Annotated in this window: 14 protein-coding genes; 9 read left to right on the forward strand and 5 right to left on the reverse strand. The window is 63.9% G+C overall.

Annotated elements, in window-relative coordinates; all coding sequences use genetic code 11:
- Positions 1-234 precede the first annotated feature (234 nt).
- From A6U87_RS07910 to A6U87_RS07945, 8 genes are all read left to right on the forward strand, one after another.
- On the forward strand, positions 235-1,224 hold the full coding sequence (locus tag A6U87_RS07910; protein WP_065690711.1) for an ABC transporter permease: 990 nt from the start codon (positions 235-237) through the stop codon (positions 1,222-1,224).
- A complete protein-coding gene (locus A6U87_RS07915; RefSeq protein WP_065690712.1) occupies positions 1,221-2,225 on the forward strand; it encodes an ABC transporter permease in 1,005 nt (334 codons plus the stop codon). Before A6U87_RS07910 ends, A6U87_RS07915 begins: the two co-directional genes overlap by 4 nt.
- Positions 2,225-3,217: an ABC transporter ATP-binding protein gene (locus A6U87_RS07920; RefSeq protein WP_065690713.1), complete on the forward strand. Its 993-nt coding sequence runs from the start codon at positions 2,225-2,227 to the stop codon at positions 3,215-3,217. The genes A6U87_RS07915 and A6U87_RS07920 overlap by 1 nt, the downstream gene beginning before the upstream one ends.
- Positions 3,198-4,133: an ABC transporter ATP-binding protein gene (locus A6U87_RS07925; RefSeq protein ID WP_065690714.1), complete on the forward strand. Its 936-nt coding sequence runs from the start codon at positions 3,198-3,200 to the stop codon at positions 4,131-4,133. Before A6U87_RS07920 ends, A6U87_RS07925 begins: the two co-directional genes overlap by 20 nt.
- A 13-nt stretch (positions 4,134-4,146) precedes the next feature.
- Positions 4,147-5,205, forward strand: coding sequence for an aldo/keto reductase (locus A6U87_RS07930; RefSeq protein WP_065690715.1), 1,059 nt, complete (start codon positions 4,147-4,149; stop codon positions 5,203-5,205).
- A gap of 82 nt (positions 5,206-5,287) precedes the next feature.
- Positions 5,288-6,535: an acyl-CoA dehydrogenase family protein gene (locus A6U87_RS07935; RefSeq protein WP_065690716.1), complete on the forward strand. Its 1,248-nt coding sequence runs from the start codon at positions 5,288-5,290 to the stop codon at positions 6,533-6,535.
- 33 nt (positions 6,536-6,568) lie between these two features.
- Positions 6,569-7,531, forward strand: a complete 963-nt coding sequence (locus A6U87_RS07940) for an amidohydrolase family protein (RefSeq protein ID WP_065690717.1) — start codon at positions 6,569-6,571, stop codon at positions 7,529-7,531.
- Positions 7,532-7,600: 69 nt separating this feature from the next.
- Positions 7,601-9,016 carry an FAD/NAD(P)-binding protein gene (locus tag A6U87_RS07945; RefSeq protein WP_065690718.1) on the forward strand — a complete coding sequence of 472 codons (1,416 nt, stop codon included), beginning with the start codon at positions 7,601-7,603 and terminating at the stop codon, positions 9,014-9,016.
- A 69-nt stretch (positions 9,017-9,085) separates the two neighbouring features.
- Here the strand turns inward: A6U87_RS07945 and A6U87_RS07950 are convergent, their stop codons facing one another.
- Complete coding sequence (locus tag A6U87_RS07950; protein WP_065690798.1) at positions 9,086-10,702, reverse strand: ABC transporter substrate-binding protein; 1,617 nt, start codon at positions 10,700-10,702, stop codon at positions 9,086-9,088.
- A 288-nt stretch (positions 10,703-10,990) separates the two neighbouring features.
- On the opposite strand from A6U87_RS07950, the gene A6U87_RS07955 reads away from it, so the two are divergent.
- Positions 10,991-12,001: a LysR substrate-binding domain-containing protein gene (locus A6U87_RS07955; RefSeq protein WP_065690719.1), complete on the forward strand. Its 1,011-nt coding sequence runs from the start codon at positions 10,991-10,993 to the stop codon at positions 11,999-12,001.
- A 25-nt stretch (positions 12,002-12,026) separates the two neighbouring features.
- On the opposite strand, the gene A6U87_RS07960 is transcribed toward A6U87_RS07955, so the two are convergent.
- Genes A6U87_RS07960 through A6U87_RS07975 form a run of 4 tightly spaced genes read right to left on the reverse strand, consistent with a single transcriptional unit; the run spans position 12,027 to position 15,793 of the window.
- Positions 12,027-12,875, reverse strand: a complete 849-nt coding sequence (locus A6U87_RS07960) for an NADPH-dependent oxidoreductase (protein ID WP_065690720.1) — start codon at positions 12,873-12,875, stop codon at positions 12,027-12,029.
- Between the two features lie 20 nt (positions 12,876-12,895).
- Entirely contained in the window at positions 12,896-14,221 is a 1,326-nt protein-coding gene (locus A6U87_RS07965) for an LLM class flavin-dependent oxidoreductase (protein ID WP_065690721.1), read from the reverse strand.
- A complete protein-coding gene (locus tag A6U87_RS07970) occupies positions 14,218-15,438 on the reverse strand; it encodes an acyl-CoA dehydrogenase family protein (protein ID WP_065690722.1) in 1,221 nt (406 codons plus the stop codon). Before A6U87_RS07970 ends, A6U87_RS07965 begins: the two co-directional genes overlap by 4 nt.
- A 13-nt stretch (positions 15,439-15,451) precedes the next feature.
- Positions 15,452-15,793, reverse strand: a complete 342-nt coding sequence (locus A6U87_RS07975) for a DUF3088 domain-containing protein (protein ID WP_065690723.1) — start codon at positions 15,791-15,793, stop codon at positions 15,452-15,454.
- Between the last annotated feature and the right edge of the window lie 4 nt (positions 15,794-15,797).

The following is a 15,797-nucleotide window of genomic DNA, read 5'->3' on the forward strand; positions in this document are numbered from 1 at the left end:
TCAGTGCCATTCCGCGGATCGATCCTGCTTTAGAGATTTTTGCCCCATTAATGCTTTGTGTTGGTATAAAAATCTATAATGCGTCGATAAGAGGTATTAGATTGCTAAAAGTGCGTTGAATTGTGCTTCCGTTGGAATTATCTACCAATATGGATTTGACAAAACCCACCGATTTAGTCAACTACTAAGCGACACGACGAGGTGAAATCTTTTCAGATCGCGAGGTAGGAGCACATGTCGGCTTACAGGCGGATCGGTCGAACGATCAGCAGGACGATCATTCAGGCTGTGCCTACGATGCTTGGGATCGTCATCCTGAACTTCTTCCTCTTGAAGCTCGCACCCGGCGATGCGGCGGATGTGATGGCGGCCGAGTCCGGCTCGGCCACGGTCGAGACCATGGCGGCGCTGCGCGAACGCTTTGGGCTCGATAACCCGATCCTGGTGCAGCTCGCCAACTACCTGAACAACCTCGCGCATTTCAGCCTTGGCTTCTCTCCGCGCTACGGCATGTCGGTCGCGGACCTGATCGGTCAGCGCCTGCCGGGCACTCTGATGCTCATGTTGGTGGCTCTGGCGATCGCGATCGTGGTCGGGTTGCTGCTCGGCTCCCTGATGGCCACCTTCTCCGGGCGCCTGCCGGATCGTATCATCTCGGTGATCTCGCTGCTGTTCTATTCGATTCCGGGCTTCTGGATCGGCCTCATGCTGATCCTTCTGTTCTCGGTCAAGCTCGGCTGGCTGCCGAGTGGTGGCGACAGCACGATCGGTTCGCGGCTGACGGGGCTCCCAGCCTTGCTTGACAGGGCGCGCTACATGGTGCTGCCGGCAACCTCGCTCGCACTCTTCTATCTCGCGATCTATGCCCGGCTGACGCGCGCCTCGATGCTGGAGGTCAAGTCGCAGGATTTCGTGCGCACGGCTCGCGCCAAGGGCGTTTCGCCCTTCGTGCTGACGACGCGGCACGTGCTTCGCAACGCTCTCATCCCGATCACGACCATGGCCGGCATGCACTTCGGCGGCATGCTGGGTGGCGCGGTCGTGGTCGAGACGGTCTATAGCTGGCCGGGGCTCGGGCGCCTTGCCTTCGAAGCCGTCATGGCGCGCGATTTCAGCGTGCTGCTTGGTATCCTTCTGCTTTCATCCTTCCTCGTGATCGTCGCCAATGCGGCCGTCGATCTTCTGCAGGCGTGGATCGATCCCCGAATTGGAGCAAGCCGATGAACAGTCAGAAACTTGGAACACTGGCCGGACGGCCAATCGACTTCTCGCCGCCGGCAAAGGAACAGGCCAACCAGCCGGTTCCGGAAGCGCCCAAGCAGCCGCGCTGGACGCATATCCATGCACCTGATGTGCGCGCCTCCGTCTCGGGCACGGCCTGGCGCGGCATGCGCCGCGAGCTGAAGATCTTCCTCGGCAACTACAACGCGCTTTTCGGCACGGGTATTCTGCTACTTGTCGCTCTTTCAGCCTTGTCCGCGCCCCTTCTCTTTCCCGGCGATCCGCTCGAGATGGTGGCGCGACCCTTCCTGTGGCCCGGGCAGAATCCGGCCTATCCGCTCGGCACGGATTCCATGGGCCGCAACGTGCTTGCCGGTATCGTTCATGGCGCGCGGATATCGCTTACCGTCGGGCTCGCGGCCACCGCGCTGGGACTGACGGTCGGGATCGCTGTCGGGGCCGTTGCCGGCTATTTCGGTGGCTGGATCGACACCGTACTGGTCAAGTTCATCGAGATTTTCCAGACCATTCCGAGCTTCGTGCTGCTCGTCGTTCTCGTCGCAATCGCCCAGCCGACGACGGGAACGGTAACCATCGCCATCGCGATCGTCAGCTGGCCGACGGTGGCGCGGCTGACGCGTGCGGAATTCCGGGCCATCCGCGAGAAGGACTATGTGCAGGCGGCCCGCAGCCTCGGCTTCGGCCATTCCCGCATCATTTTCCGCGAAATCCTTCCCAATGCGCTGCCGCCGCTGATCGTCACGTCGTCGGTGATGGTGGCGAGCGCCATCCTGATGGAATCGGCGCTCTCCTTCATGGGGCTCGGTGATCCCAACCGCGTCTCCTGGGGTTCGATGATCGGCGCCGGCCGCGATGTGATCCGCACTGCCTGGTACCTGACGGCACTGCCCGGTCTCGCGATCGTCTTCAGCGTGCTTGCGCTGAACCTGATCGGCGATGGCCTTAACGATGCGCTCAATCCGCGCTTCTCGGAGGAACGCTGATGGCCAAGCTTCTGGAGGTTTCCGATTTCTCTGTCGGTTTCGGGTCGGCCGAGCCCGTGAAGGGCGTGAGCTTTTCCGCCAATCCGGGTGAGATGCTTGCCATCGTCGGGGAATCCGGCTCCGGCAAGTCGCTGACCGCACTCGGTCTGATGGGCTTGCTGCCGCGGCACGCCCGCGCCGGCGGCCAGATCCGCTTCGATGGCCGCGATCTTGTTGGGCTTCCCGAACGGGAATTGCGCCGCATCCGTGGCCGCGACATTGCGATGATCTTTCAGGAACCGATGACATCGCTCAATCCGGTGCTGACGATCGGCGACCAGATCATCGAGGTGCTGCGTATTCATGAGGATCTCAGCCGGCGTCAGGCTAAGGAGCGGGCCATTGCGCTGCTTGATCTCGTCAGCATTCCCGAGGCCCGCCGTCGTATCGACGAGTATCCGCACCAGCTTTCCGGCGGCATGCGCCAGCGCGTGATGATTGCCATCGCGGTCGCCTGCAATCCGAAACTGCTGATCGCCGACGAGGCGACGACGGCGCTCGACGTGACGATCCAGGCGCAGGTGCTGCAACTGCTCGATAATCTTCGCGTGCAGCTGAACATGGCCGTCATCCTGATCACCCATGATCTCGGTATCGTCGCGCAGTGGGCCGATCGCGTCGTCGTCATGTATGCCGGGCGCAAGATCGAAGAAGGGCTTCCGGGCGAGGTGTTCGAGACGCCGTATCATCCCTATACCAATGGCCTCCTGTCGGCATCGCCGCGCCTGAAGGCCGATTACCACTACCGCGACGGGCCGCTCTCGGAAATTCCGGGCTCGATCGTCTCTGCGGCCGGCGAAAAGGGCTGCTCGTTCCGCCCGCGCTGTCCGGTCGCGCGGCCGGCCTGCGCGTTCACGGTGCCGCAACTGATTGCACTTCCCGCTGGTCGGCAGGTCGCGTGCCCCTATGTTCCAGCCATTGCGGAGAAGGCTCATGTCGCTTCTGTCGGTTGATCGGCTCTCGACCCATTATCCCGGGGCTTCTGGCACGGTCCGCGCCGTGGATGGTGTCTCGCTCGAGATCGCCGAGGGTGAGACGGTGGCGCTGGTCGGTGAATCCGGCTGCGGCAAGTCTACGCTCGGCAAATCGCTGGTCAGGCTCGTAGATCCGTCGTCCGGGAATGTGACCTTCAAGGGCAGGGACGTCACCGCCATGGCGGGACGCGAACTGCAGTCGGTTCGCCGCAGCATCCAGATGATCTTCCAGGACCCCTTCGCTTCGCTCAATCCGCGGCAGACGATCCGGACGATCCTGACGGCGCCTCTCGCGGTCCATGGCATCGGCGAGCGGAAGCAACGCGAGGCGATTGCCGCGCGGATGGTAGAGCACGTTGGCCTGCCGGCGGATTCGCTCGATCGCTTTCCGCACGAGTTCTCCGGCGGCCAGCGCCAGCGGATCGGGATCGCACGTGCCCTGATCCTGCAGCCGGAATTGGTGATCTGTGACGAGCCAGTCTCGGCGCTCGACCTGTCGATCCAGGCGCAGATCCTGAACTTGCTGGTCGAAATGAAGACGGAGCTGTCGCTTTCCTATCTCTTCATTTCGCACGATCTCTCGGTCGTGCGCTATTTCGCCGACCGCGTGCTCGTCATGTATCTCGGCCGCATCGTCGAGAGTGCCCCGACGAGCGAGCTGTGGACGGGCGCCAAGCACCCCTACACGCAGGCTCTGCTTGCGGCGGTACCCGATCCGTCGCGGCGCAAGCAGGCGGCGCCGATATCAGGCGATCTGCCGAGCCCGCACAATCCGCCCTCCGGCTGCCGTTTCCATACGCGCTGTCCGCTCGCCACCGATATCTGCCGGGCCGAAGACCCGGTGTTCCGCCAGTTCGGCAGCGGCCACGCTGCCGCCTGCCATCACGCCCAGTAAGAAGGAGAATACAATGGTCGATTATCGCTATCTCGGGCGCAGCGCGCTCAAGGTGTCACCGCTGAGCTTGGGAACCATGATGTTCGGCGGGCCGACGCCCGACGACGTCGCGTTCCGTATCATCGACAAGGCGCGCGAGCAGGGGATCAACTTCATCGACACCGCCGACGTCTATCACGACGGCAAGTCGGAAGAGGTTGTCGGCAAGGGTATCAAGGCACATCGCGATCACTGGGTGCTGGCGACGAAGTTCGTCAACTCGCACAAGAAGGGGCCGAACCTCGGCGGCCAATCGCGCAAGTGGGTGATCGAGACCGTCGAGAACTCGCTCCGCCGCCTCAACACAGACTATATCGACATCCTCTACTTCCACCGCGCCGTCTTCGACGCGCCGCTGGAAGAGCCTGTTCGCGCGATTGCCGACCTGATCCGCGCCGGCAAGCTGCGCTACTTTGGCGTTTCTAACTTCCGCGGCTGGCGTATCGCTGAGATTGCGCAGCTTGCCGATGAACTTGGTATCGATCGTCCGGTCGCAAGCCAGCCGCTCTACAACATCGTCAACCGCACCGCCGAAGCCGAGCAGCTGCCGGCGGCCCATCACTACGGTCTCGGCGTTGTCTCCTATTCGCCGCTCGCCCGTGGCGTGCTGACTGGCAAGTACGAGCCGGGCAAGGAACCGGCTGCCGACACCCGCGCCGGTCGCGGCGACAAGCGCATCCTCGAGACCGAATGGCGTCCTGAATCGATTGCCATCGCGTCCGAGATCGCGGCGCACGCCACCCGCAAGGGGATTTCGCCGACCGAGTTCGCGCTTGCCTGGGTGCTGAACAATAAGCTGATCTCGGCTGCGATCACCGGCCCGCGCACCGAGGAGCATTGGGACAGCTACATCCGCGCGCTCGACGTCAAGCTCGATGCCGAGGACGAGGCGCTGGTCGACCGGCTGGTCACAACGGGCCACCCATCGACCCCCGGCTTCAACGATCCGAGCCATCCGGTTGAAGGTCGCGTGCCGCGCAGTGCGGCAGGCGGTGCCGACAATGTCGTACCGCTGGCACGCGCCGTCGCCTGACCTAGTGGTCCGATCATGACATGGGATCCGCCGCGTCGGTGGATCCCAATCAATTCCTTTCCATGGCCGAGAAAGTTCCCGCATGCCGAATACCGCTCCTTCAGCACTGACCGCCACGCCCGAGCCTGCGCAGGCAGGGGGCGATCTCTCGACGCTGCTTGCGAAGATTCCTAATCTGACGTCGGAAATCTCGAAAGAGGCAGCCAGGCGTGATCTGGAGCGGGAGCTTCCCTTCGAGGCCTTCCGCCTGTTCAAGGAAGTAGGACTCGGGGCGCTGCGCATTCCCGTGGCGCTCGGTGGTCCCGGCGGATCGGTTGCCGATTACATCGAGATGATCATGGCGATCGGCGCGGCGGATTCGAATGTCGCGCACGCGCTGCGCAGCCATTTCAACTTCACCGAAACCCTCATCCTCACACCCAACACGGCGATCGACCGCACGCAGCTTGGCCGGGTTCTGTCGGGCAGGCTCTTCGGCGGCGCGCACACCGAACAGGGGACCAAGCGCCCGGGCGAGGTGACGACGCGGTTGACGAAATCGGGTGATCACTACCGGCTCAACGGCCGCAAATGGTATGCGACGGGCACTGCCTTCTCGGACTTCGCCTCCTTCAGCGCCAGGAATGATGACGGCGAGTTCGTCAGCGTCCTGCTCCCGGTCGATCGCCCCGGCATCTCTATCCTCGACGACTGGGACGGCATGGGCCAGCGGTTGACGGCAAGCGGAGGCGTCTTGCTCGACAACGTCGAGGTGCTGCCGCACGAGATTTCGACGCGCGGGCTGAACACGCTGGTCGGGCGCCACACCTCGACCCTGCGGCAGCTCCACCTCGCGGCCTCGATGGCGGGCGCGGTGCGCGGCGCGTTGGCCGAAGGCACCGATTATGTCCGCCGGCAGGCACGCTCGGCCGCCCACAGCGCCGCCGAAACCGCCAATGTCGACCCCTTCGTGCAGAAGATTTTGGGTGAGATCGCTGCCGGCTCCTTTGCCGTCGATACGCTGATCCGCGAAAGCGCCCGCGCGCTGGACCGGACGGCCGAACTGTTCGGCGCGGGCGATCCGCAAAAGCTCGAAACCGGACTGATCGAGAGCGCGCTGGCGACGGCGCGCACGCAGATCGTCGCCTCGCAGATAGCACTGGCGGCAGCGACCAACGTCTTCGAACTCGGCGGCGGCTCCGCGACCTCGCGCCATCTCAACCTTGATCGGCACTGGCGAAACATCCGCACGGTGCTCAACCACAACCCGCTGCTGCACAAGGCGCGCGTGGTCGGAGACTTCTACATCAACGGAACCACGACGCATCTGGAAGAAGGCAAGGTCTTCTAATCCCTGCCACGCAGCGACCGTCACGGAGTCACCATGAGCAAGCTCGATATCGTCGATTTCCATACGCATTTCCTGCCGCAGGGCTGGGAGGTCTATCGTGCGCCGGGTCGCCCGCTCGATCCGCTATGGGCGCGGATCGGCACAAAGATCTCGGATCTCGACGCGCTGATCGCCGACAGCGATGCGGCCGGCATCTCGCGGCGGGTGATCGGCGTTGCCCTCTCCATGGTCGCCGCGCCCGATGCGGATCTAGGCGACGTCAGCCGTCGGCTGAACGACGATCTCGCCGCCACGGTTGCGCGCCGTCCGGATCGCCTCTTTGCCCTGGCGACCGTGGATGCATTCGGCGGTGAGGCAGCCGCGGTCGAGGCGCGGCGCGCCATTATCGAGCTCAACCTGTCCGGACTGTTTCTCGACAGCGCAAAGGGCGATAGACTGATCGATGCGCCGGAAGCGCGACCCGTGCTCAGGGTCGCAGCGGACCTCGGCGTTCCCGTCTTCCTGCATCCGATCAATCCCGAACCGCTTTCGACACAACTGTCGGGCCTCGGCAGGCTCGGCACCCGTCTGAGCCGCGGCACGATCAACGCTGCCGCCGCGATCTCGCTGGTGACGTCAGGCGTGTTCGAGGAATTGCCGGAGCTTCGGGTCGTCATTACCGCGCTCGGGGTCTCGGCGCTTGCGCTGACCGGCCCCTTCGGCGAACTGCCTTCCATTTTCGTCGACGCGCCAGCCGGCAAGCGGCGTCATCTCTATATCGACATCATGCCCTCTGAGGCGCGATTCATTCGCTTCGCGACCAGCCTCGTTGGCGCTGATCACGTCCTGACCGGCAGTGACTGGCCGATCCTCGGACACGACCCGACGCAGGACGGACTGGCGGCAGCCTTTAGGGCGGCTGGACTGAGCGAGCATGAGGCGGAGCTGGTTGCCAGCCGAAACGCCCTTGAACTGCTGAAGGGTCACCGCCGCGACCGTGACCGGCTGATCGCTTAAGGCCATCCGCCCGTCTTTTCAGATCATGACATATCACGCCCCATCGACACCGGTGGGAAAGGAGGATCATTGCGTATCGATCGTATTCCGCATCACTCGGTCGCCATCGTCGGCGGCGGCTTTGCCGGCGCAGTGACCGCGCTCAAGCTGCTCGACCGAACCGAGGTGCCGCTGGCCGTGACGATCATCGAGCGGCGCGAGGAGCTCGGTCGCGGCATTGCCTATAGTACGCCGGAGCCGGTCCATCTCGTCAACGGACCGGCGGAGATATTCTCCCTCCATCCTGAAGACCCCGATCATCTCCCGCGCTGGCTGGTCGAGAACGGCGCGGCACACGGCTGGACGCCCCCGGCAGAGGTGGGCCCAAGCAGTCCGCCGCGCTATCTCTACGGAACTTATGTTCGCGACGAACTCGCCCGCGCGGTGGCCAATGCGCGGCTTGGCTCGACGCTGCGGCATATCCGGTCGTCGGCATCCGCCCTAGTCGCCGCGCCGAATAGAATCCGGATCACGACCACCGACGGTGCTGTTGTCGAGGCAGACGAGGCCATTCTGGCCCTCGGCGCCTTCCAGCCCCGGCTATCGGCAACAGAATCCCAACTTGCCGGCCATCCGCGCTTTGCAGCCAATCCGTGGGACGCACGCGCGCTCGATCGTCTCATCGACTGCAACGAGATCCTGCTGATCGGTTCCAGCCTGTCGATGGTCGATGCCATCGCCAGCATGGAGGCGAGGGGCTATCGCGGGTACTACCGCGTGGTATCGCGCCGCGGCCAGTTCGTGGAAGGACGCAGGACCGTCGAGGCGGCACGCGACTTTCTGGCTGATGGCCCGTTGCCGGCGACTGCCCGCGAGCTGTTGTCACGCGTCAAGGCGGAGCGGCGGGCGATCGCAGCCGATGGTTCGGACTGGCAGGGGCTGCCGTTGGCGATCCGGCCTCATATTCTCTCGCTGTGGCAGGGTGCCAGCGATCGCGAGCGGTTGCGATTCACCCGGCATCTCAGGGCCTTCTGGGACGTGACCGCGCATCGCTCGGCGCCGGAGAGCCACCAGGTTGTCGAGAGCGTCACTGCGGAAGGCCGGCTGACGCATGGCCGCGCTCGCATCCTCGGATTTGCCGCCGAGGACGGCGATATCACCGCCAGGCTGAAGACGGGAGCTGATATCGAGACCGCGCCATTCGATGGTGTGATCGATTGCCGTGGACATCAGCTGCATGACTGGCGCCGCATCGCGGACCCCTTCGTGAAGAGTTTGCTCGCCAGCGGCGAGGTTCGTCCTCACAGCACCGGCTACGGCATCGATGCGACGCCGGCGGGTGACCTCATCAACGAGGAAGGGGTTGTTCACCGCAATCTCAGCGCCATCGGACATCCGCTGCGCGGTGTCGCGTGGGAATCGAGCTCGATCACCGAGCAGCGCACCCAGGCGATTGCGCTTGCCGATCGCATCCTGGCGAAATTCACGCCGATCCGCGTCGCCTGATCTTATCTTTGAATGCAGAAAGGGGCGCCGCGAGGCGCCCCTTTCCTGTGCAGGTCCGGCCGCCGCACCTCAGCCTTCGCCATCCTTGATGTAGACATCCGCGAAGTTGGACTGCACGCCTTCCGCCCCGATCGTATGGTTCTTGACCCGCTTGTTGAAAACAGTGACGTTTTCGAGCGCGATCAGGTTCACGACCGGCACTTCATCGGCAATGATCTTCTGGAAGGCGAAGAACTGCTCCTTGCGTTTCGCATCGTCGATCTCGACGGATGCGGCTTCGAGCAGCCTGTCCACCTCCGGGTTCGCATAGTGGCTGGCGTTCGAGAATGGCAGGCCGAGCTTGAAGTTCTTCGACCAGTAGATGCGCTGCACCCCGAGCGTCGGGTCGAACTGGTTGCCGAGATATTCGGCCGTCACGTCGAAGGCACGGTCCGTGTAGACCTTCTTGATGTAGGTGGAGAAATCGTAGGAATCGATCGTGGCGTTGATGCCGATGCGCGTCAGGTTCTGCTTCAGATATTCGGCGACCCGCTTGAAGCCTTCATTGTAGGAGTTGTGGGTGAGACGCAGATTGAAGCGCACGCCATCGGGCCCGCGCTTGTAGCCGGCCTCGTCGAGCAATTGTTCGGCCGCTTTCAGGTCGAAGGCATAGGGCTTGATCGATGTGTCGAGATAGCGCGGCAGAAAGGTGCTGATCGGGGTCGGCGACACGTGCCCGTAGCCGTACCAGACGGTGTTCAGGATGACGTCGAGGTCGATCGCGTGGGCAATCGCGCGGCGAACGCTGACGTTCTTAAGATACTCATTGTCGAGGTTGAAGATCAGCTGCGTCTGGTCGCCCTTGGTCTCGTATCCGCGGGAAACCACGGCGATGTTGGGAAGCGCCTTGACGCGCTCCAGATCGCTCAACGGGATTGGATTGTCGCCACCGATGTCGAATTCGCCGGTCTCGAAGCCGGCGGCGCGGGCTGCGCCATCAGGCACGAAGCGCACGATGACCTGGTCAAGATAGGGTTTGCCGGCGTCCCAGTAATCAGGGTTGCGCTCGAGGATGATGTGCGATCCGCGCACCCATTCCTTGAAGACGAAGGGTCCGGTGCCGATCGGCGCGCTGCCGTTCGGATTGGTCGGCACATCAGCGATCGCAACGCCGTCATAGACGTGCTTCGGCACGATCGGCGATTCCGCCCCGTAAAGCGCGCTGAGGAGATAGGGAGCCGGCTTGGAAAGCCGGATCACGGCGGTGAGCGGGTCTGGCGTTTCGACCTTCGTGACATTGGCGAAGGTGCCGCGACCACGCGGGTGAACCTGCTTTAGAAGCTCGATGGAGTAGGCCACGTCATCCGACGTGAAAGGCTTGCCGTCATGCCACTTCACGCTTGGGCGGAGCTTGAAGGTGTAGTTCAACCCGTCGTCGCTGATCGACCATTCGGTGGCGAGCTGCGGCTTCGGCGTCAGGTCGAAATCGTAGGTCAACAGGCCCTCGGTGATCTTCGGGCTGACCTTCTGGGTGCCGCCGGCCGTATGGGCGAGCGTCAGGATCGTCGGCGGCTCCGGCTCGACGATGAAGTTCAAGGTGCCGCCCTTTGTCGGTGCCGCAGTCTCGGCAAAGGCGTTGAGCGGCAGGAGCGAAATGAGCCCCGTGGTGGCGAGAAGTTTGTTGAGTTGGCGTCTGCTGATATCCATGAATACCCCCTGAATTGCGAATGGACGCCTCCATCGAAGCGTCGTCGCCGGCATCATCGGGCAGCGTGGCGCAAAACCGGAAGAATGTTTTTCTCCTTGTCCGGGAAAGGAAAACTTCGCGTCGGTGGTCGTCGAATGCCTTTAATCTACTAAAAATATAGACAATTCTCAAAAATGAGTTTTTGCATCTCCGATCGGCGCTCGCGACGCAAGAAAATGTTCCCTCGGGGGGAACGGAAGCAAAGTCGGTTCTCGTCTTCATAGGCGGGTTTGTGGTGCAATCAATTCATGAGCACGTTCGCCGACTCCCGCAGAAAGACAATCCAGCCGACGCTTGCGCGGCTGCCGCCGCTGACATCGCTGCGGGCCTTCGTCGCGACCGCACGACATCTGAACTTCGTTCGCGCCGCAGAAGAGCTGCATGTGACCTCGGCGGCGGTCGGCCAGCAGATTCGCCTGCTAGAGGACTACCTCGGCCAACCGCTTTTCAATCGCGTGCGTGGCCAGTTGCACCTGACACCGGCAGGGCTGGCTTTGGTACCCGGATTGACCGGCGCCTTCGACGCCGTTCTCGCCGCGATGGCCCAGTTCGTCCAGAGCGACGATGAGCAGCCGATCCGCATATCCGTCGCTCCGTCATTCGCCAGCAAGTGGCTGATCCCGCGACTGGACGCGCTGCGCCGGGCGGCTCCCGGGCTGCAGGTGCTCGTCGATGCCTCGACGCGACTGACCAACCTCGATGCCGGCGACGCCGATTGCGTGATCCGCTACGGCAGCGGGCCGTATCCGGGGCTCATCGTCGATCATCTCTTTTCCGAAGCCGTGCTGCCGGTCTGCAGCCCGGAGTTCGCCGAGACGCATGGACTGTGGGGCAAACCGGAGGAGATCGAGAATGTGCCGCTCCTGCATGAGGAGGGAGCCGAGCGTGATCAATCCTGCCCGGACTGGAGCGGATGGCTGCGTGCTGCCGGTCTTCCCTATCGCCCGTCGCAGGGCGGTTTCCGGCTCAACCAGTCGTCGCTCGTTCTCGATGCCGCGCTGGCGGGGCAGGGGTTGGGGCTCGGGAAGATCAGACTGGCGGAAGCCGACATTCGCTCGGGGCGGCTTGTCAGCCCCTTCGGCGTGCCGCAGCCGGTCAGTTCGTCCTACTTCTTCGCGACCACGGCGCACACGGCGCGGCTGATGCGCGTCGATCTGTTTCGCGAGTGGCTGCTTGCCGAAGCGCGAGCGCTGCAGACGATGGACGAGATCATCGCACGCCGCATCCGACCGGCCGCCGACATGATGGCGGCCGAATAGCTCATTCGTCGACGGCCTCGTCGCCCTATTTGAGCGGGAAGCCCAGTTTGCGCGCCGTCGCGGCCAGCACATGCCGACCCTTCAGGGCCTCTACCGTGCCGATGCGGTTGCGCACCTGATCTGTCCAGTCGATCCCCGGCATTGCTTGCTCCGACTGGAAGCTTCGCAATGCCCTGTTGTAGCTGGCAAGATCTCGCCCGCGCGCGTCGTCCCCATATTGCTCGCGATGCAGCACCGTCGATTGCGGCAGGCGCGGCTTCACGTCGGCGCGCTGTGCGGGATCGGGAAAGCCGACCGTCAGGCCGAAGACCGGGAAGACGCCCTCAGGCAAGCCGAGCTCGCGCGCCACGGCCTCAGGGTCGTTGCGGATCGCACCGATATAGCAGGTGCCGAGCCCAAGCGATTCAAGGGCGACAACGGCGTTCTGCGCGGCGAGCGCTGCGTCGATCACTCCGAGCAGAAAGCTTTCGACATAGTCGAGGCCCTCTCCCGCCGAGCCGCGGTCAGCGGCGATCGCACGGGGCCGGGCAAGGTCGGCCAGCCAGATGAGCAGCAAAGGCGCCTGGGCGATCTGGCGCTGGTTGCCGGCAACGGCGTTCAGCCTGTTTCGTCGATCGGTGTCTTCGACCGCGACCACGCTCCATGCCTGTAGGTTGGAAGAGCTCGCGGCCGACTGCGCGGCGGCGACGGCAAGTTCGACCGCGGCGTGCGGAACCGGATCCGGCAGATAGCCGCGCACGCTGCGGTGAGAAAGCAGCGTATCGATGGTCTCGTTCCACTCCGTGCCGAGGTGTTGCGGCTGGCGATAGCGCTGCGCTGCCAGGGCCTCAAGCCGGTCGGTACCGGTTGCGTTCGCCGCAAGAGATGGCGTCATGGGGTGTCCTTTCCGGACCGTCATTCCGCCGCGCTGGCGTAGGGGTTGTGTGGGCGCGACAGGCCAAGGTGGTCGCGCAACGTGTGACCGGTGTATTCGCGCCGGAACAGGCCGCGCCGCCGCAGGAGCGGAACCACCTCGTCGACGAAGACCTCGAGGCCATGCGGCAGCACGTCGGGCATCAGATTGAAGCCATCCGCCGCGCCAGCACTGAACCACGTCTCTATGTCGTCGGCAACGGCGGCAGGCGTTCCGACGATCGTGCGGTGGCCGGTGCCGCCGTTCAGTGCCCGGATCAGGCCGCGAACGGTCAAGCCTTGCCGCCGCGCCAGCGCCAGCGTCGCCCGGAAGAACGTATGCCCGCCATCCGCCGGCAACGGGATCTCGTCGGGCAGCGGCTGGTCGAGTTCGAGCCTCTTCGGATCGACCTGCAGGACGCCCGCAAGTCGGGCCAAGCTGTATTCCAGCGGAATGAGGTCGCGCAGCTCTTCCTGCCTGCGCTTTGCTTCCGCTTCGGTGCTGCCGATGATGGTGGCGAGGCCCGCGAGCACGAGGATACTGTTTTCCGGGCGACCGTAACGCGCCGCGCGACGGCGCAGGTCCCTGGCGTAGTCCAGGGATTCCTCGAAGGATTGCGACGCGGAGAAGACGGCTTCGGCGTGTTCGGCGGCGAGTTCGCGCCCGTCGTCCGATCCGCCTGCCTGCACGAGAACGGGATGGCCCTGCGGCGGGCGCGGAATATTGTGCGGGCCATGCACGGAAAAGTGCTTGCCGCTGTGGGCGATCGGATGAACCCGGCCGGGATCGACGAAGCGACCCGTCGCGACGTCGCCGACGAAGGCCTCTTCCTCCCAGCTGTCCCAGAGCGCCTTGACGACGGCGGTAAACTCGCCGGCGCGTTGGTAGCGGCTTGCGTGGGCAACAGGCTTTTCAAGGCCGAAGTTTCTGCTCTGCGCCAGGTCGGCGCTAGTGACGATGTTCCAGCCGGCGCGCCCGCCGCTCGCATGATCGAGCGTCGCGAAGCGCCGGGCGATGTTATAGGGCTCGTTGTAGGTGGCCGAAGCCGTGCCGATCAGCCCGATGCGGTCGGTATTGGCCGCGACCAGGGCAAGGACGATGGTCGGCTCCAGCGAGGTCAGCGGCCGGAAGTCGATGCGGTCGGATATGGCGGCCTGATCGGCGAGGAAGACGGCGTCGAAGGTGCCGCGTTCGGCAATCTTCGCCACTTTGATGTAGTGATTGATGTCGAAGGAGGCGCGAGGATCGCTGCCTTCCATCCGCCAGGCGGCGGGGGAAAAGCCGGAATGCAGGATGTTGATGTTGAGATGCAGCTGTCGCCGGCTCATTGGAACACACCTGGCTCGGGATAATCGCCCGTCAGGAACCATGAACCGACGTTGCGGGTCTTGTACTCGGCCGGATTGTGGAGCGTGTGGATGCGCACATTGCGCCAGAAGCGGTCGAAGCCATAGGGCCGCACGGCCGAGCGCGCTCCCATCACCTCGAATATCTCGCTGGTGACCTCCAGCGCGACCTTGCCGGCCAGCACATTGGCGGAGGCGACCGCGATTGCCGTGGCGCCTCGTTCTTCCGCCGTAAGCGCTGCCCCCCTGGCATAGGCGTCGTCGATGGCCGTCAAGGCACGGTCGGCGAGCGCGGTGGCCGCTTGCACCTTGGTCCAGAGCTCGCCGTATTGCCGCTTGATCCAGGGATCGTCGGCGTGGCGCTCGACACCCGAATAGATCCACGGGCGGGACTTCGTGACGGTGTAGTCGCGCGCGGCGATAAGGGCGCCCTGGGCGCTGCCGATGAAGACGTTGAGAAGAACGCTCTGCTGCTGCTGGGGCGCCAGCAGCGATATGGCGTCCTTCGGACGTTCCGGCAGGATTTCGGCATCCGTGATCGAGACATCCTTGTAGAAGACGCGGCCGCTGCCGGTCTGCCGCTGGCCGATCCCGTCCCAGTCGTCGGCGATCGTGATGCCGGCCCGGTTCGCGGGGATATAGGCGAAGCTGCGGGCATTCGTCTCTTCATCCTCCCACGCGACCATCAGATAGTCGGCGACATGCGAGCCGGAGGCGAATGGTCGATAACCGTTCAAGAGAACGCCGCCTTCGACCTTCCTGCCGAAGAGGCTCCTGGAGAAGCTGTTCGTAGTGTTGCCCCAGAACCAGCGGCCCTCGGCCGAGCGTCGCAGGATCGCGGCCAGACGTTCGTCATTGACGTTGGTCAGGGCATTCTGGATCGGGCTGAAGTGATAGCCGAAGAGATGGCCAAGCGAGCCGTCGACCTTGGCAAATTCGCGCACGACCCGCAGCGCCGTGGAATAGGGCTGTCCCTCGCCGCCGAATTCCTTCGGAATGACGAGGTTGACGAGGCCGCTTTCCTTGAGCAGCCGCACCTGCTCGGTGGGGCGCCCGCCTTGTTGATCGCGTTCGACGGCATCGGTTGCGAAGATGTCGCGAAGTTCGACGGCCTTGGCGAGATAGGGATCGGTTCGGTCCGGCTCGAAGAGCACGGGCGGCAGTGCGGCTGGTTCGAAGCCTGCGGGCTTTACGGTCATCGTCGTTCCTCCGTCAGTCGTGCAGTCGCGGAAAGCCGTGTCGCTCGGCAAGAAGCTCGAGGATGCGGCTGGTCTTGGAGACGAAGCGCTTGCCTTTCCAGTCCGCGGCGTCGGGCGGCGGATTGGAGCCAAGCACCAGCACCGGCAGGGACTGGTTCTCCTCGTCCACCGCCTCGATCACCCGCGTGCGCGGACGGGGAAAGGGAACGCGGTGGATGTCGAGACGGCTCGCCAGCTCGGGGAAGCTTGCAAGAAGCCCCTCGATGGCGTTGCAATGCGGGCAGACGAAGGTCTGGCCGGGCTGTTTCGGATCCGAGAAGCCGGGGGCGATGAGAAAAAGAATGTCGCGGCTCATGTGT

Source organism: Rhizobium sp. AC44/96 (genome assembly GCF_001692185.1).
GTDB lineage: Bacteria > Pseudomonadota > Alphaproteobacteria > Rhizobiales > Rhizobiaceae > Rhizobium.

Coding starts and splice junctions, on each gene's coding strand:
- A6U87_RS07910 (WP_065690711.1), top strand. CDS start 235: ATGTCGGCTTACAGGCGGATCGGTCGAACGATCAGCAGGACGATCATT.
- A6U87_RS07915 (WP_065690712.1), top strand. CDS start 1,221: ATGAACAGTCAGAAACTTGGAACACTGGCCGGACGGCCAATCGACTTC.
- A6U87_RS07920 (WP_065690713.1), top strand. CDS start 2,225: ATGGCCAAGCTTCTGGAGGTTTCCGATTTCTCTGTCGGTTTCGGGTCG.
- A6U87_RS07925 (WP_065690714.1), top strand. CDS start 3,198: ATGTCGCTTCTGTCGGTTGATCGGCTCTCGACCCATTATCCCGGGGCT.
- A6U87_RS07930 (WP_065690715.1), top strand. CDS start 4,147: ATGGTCGATTATCGCTATCTCGGGCGCAGCGCGCTCAAGGTGTCACCG.
- A6U87_RS07935 (WP_065690716.1), top strand. CDS start 5,288: ATGCCGAATACCGCTCCTTCAGCACTGACCGCCACGCCCGAGCCTGCG.
- A6U87_RS07940 (WP_065690717.1), top strand. CDS start 6,569: ATGAGCAAGCTCGATATCGTCGATTTCCATACGCATTTCCTGCCGCAG.
- A6U87_RS07950 (WP_065690798.1), bottom strand. CDS start 10,702: ATGGATATCAGCAGACGCCAACTCAACAAACTTCTCGCCACCACGGGG.
- A6U87_RS07955 (WP_065690719.1), top strand. CDS start 10,991: ATGAGCACGTTCGCCGACTCCCGCAGAAAGACAATCCAGCCGACGCTT.
- A6U87_RS07960 (WP_065690720.1), bottom strand. CDS start 12,875: ATGACGCCATCTCTTGCGGCGAACGCAACCGGTACCGACCGGCTTGAG.
- A6U87_RS07965 (WP_065690721.1), bottom strand. CDS start 14,221: ATGAGCCGGCGACAGCTGCATCTCAACATCAACATCCTGCATTCCGGC.
- A6U87_RS07970 (WP_065690722.1), bottom strand. CDS start 15,438: ATGACCGTAAAGCCCGCAGGCTTCGAACCAGCCGCACTGCCGCCCGTG.
- A6U87_RS07975 (WP_065690723.1), bottom strand. CDS start 15,793: ATGAGCCGCGACATTCTTTTTCTCATCGCCCCCGGCTTCTCGGATCCG.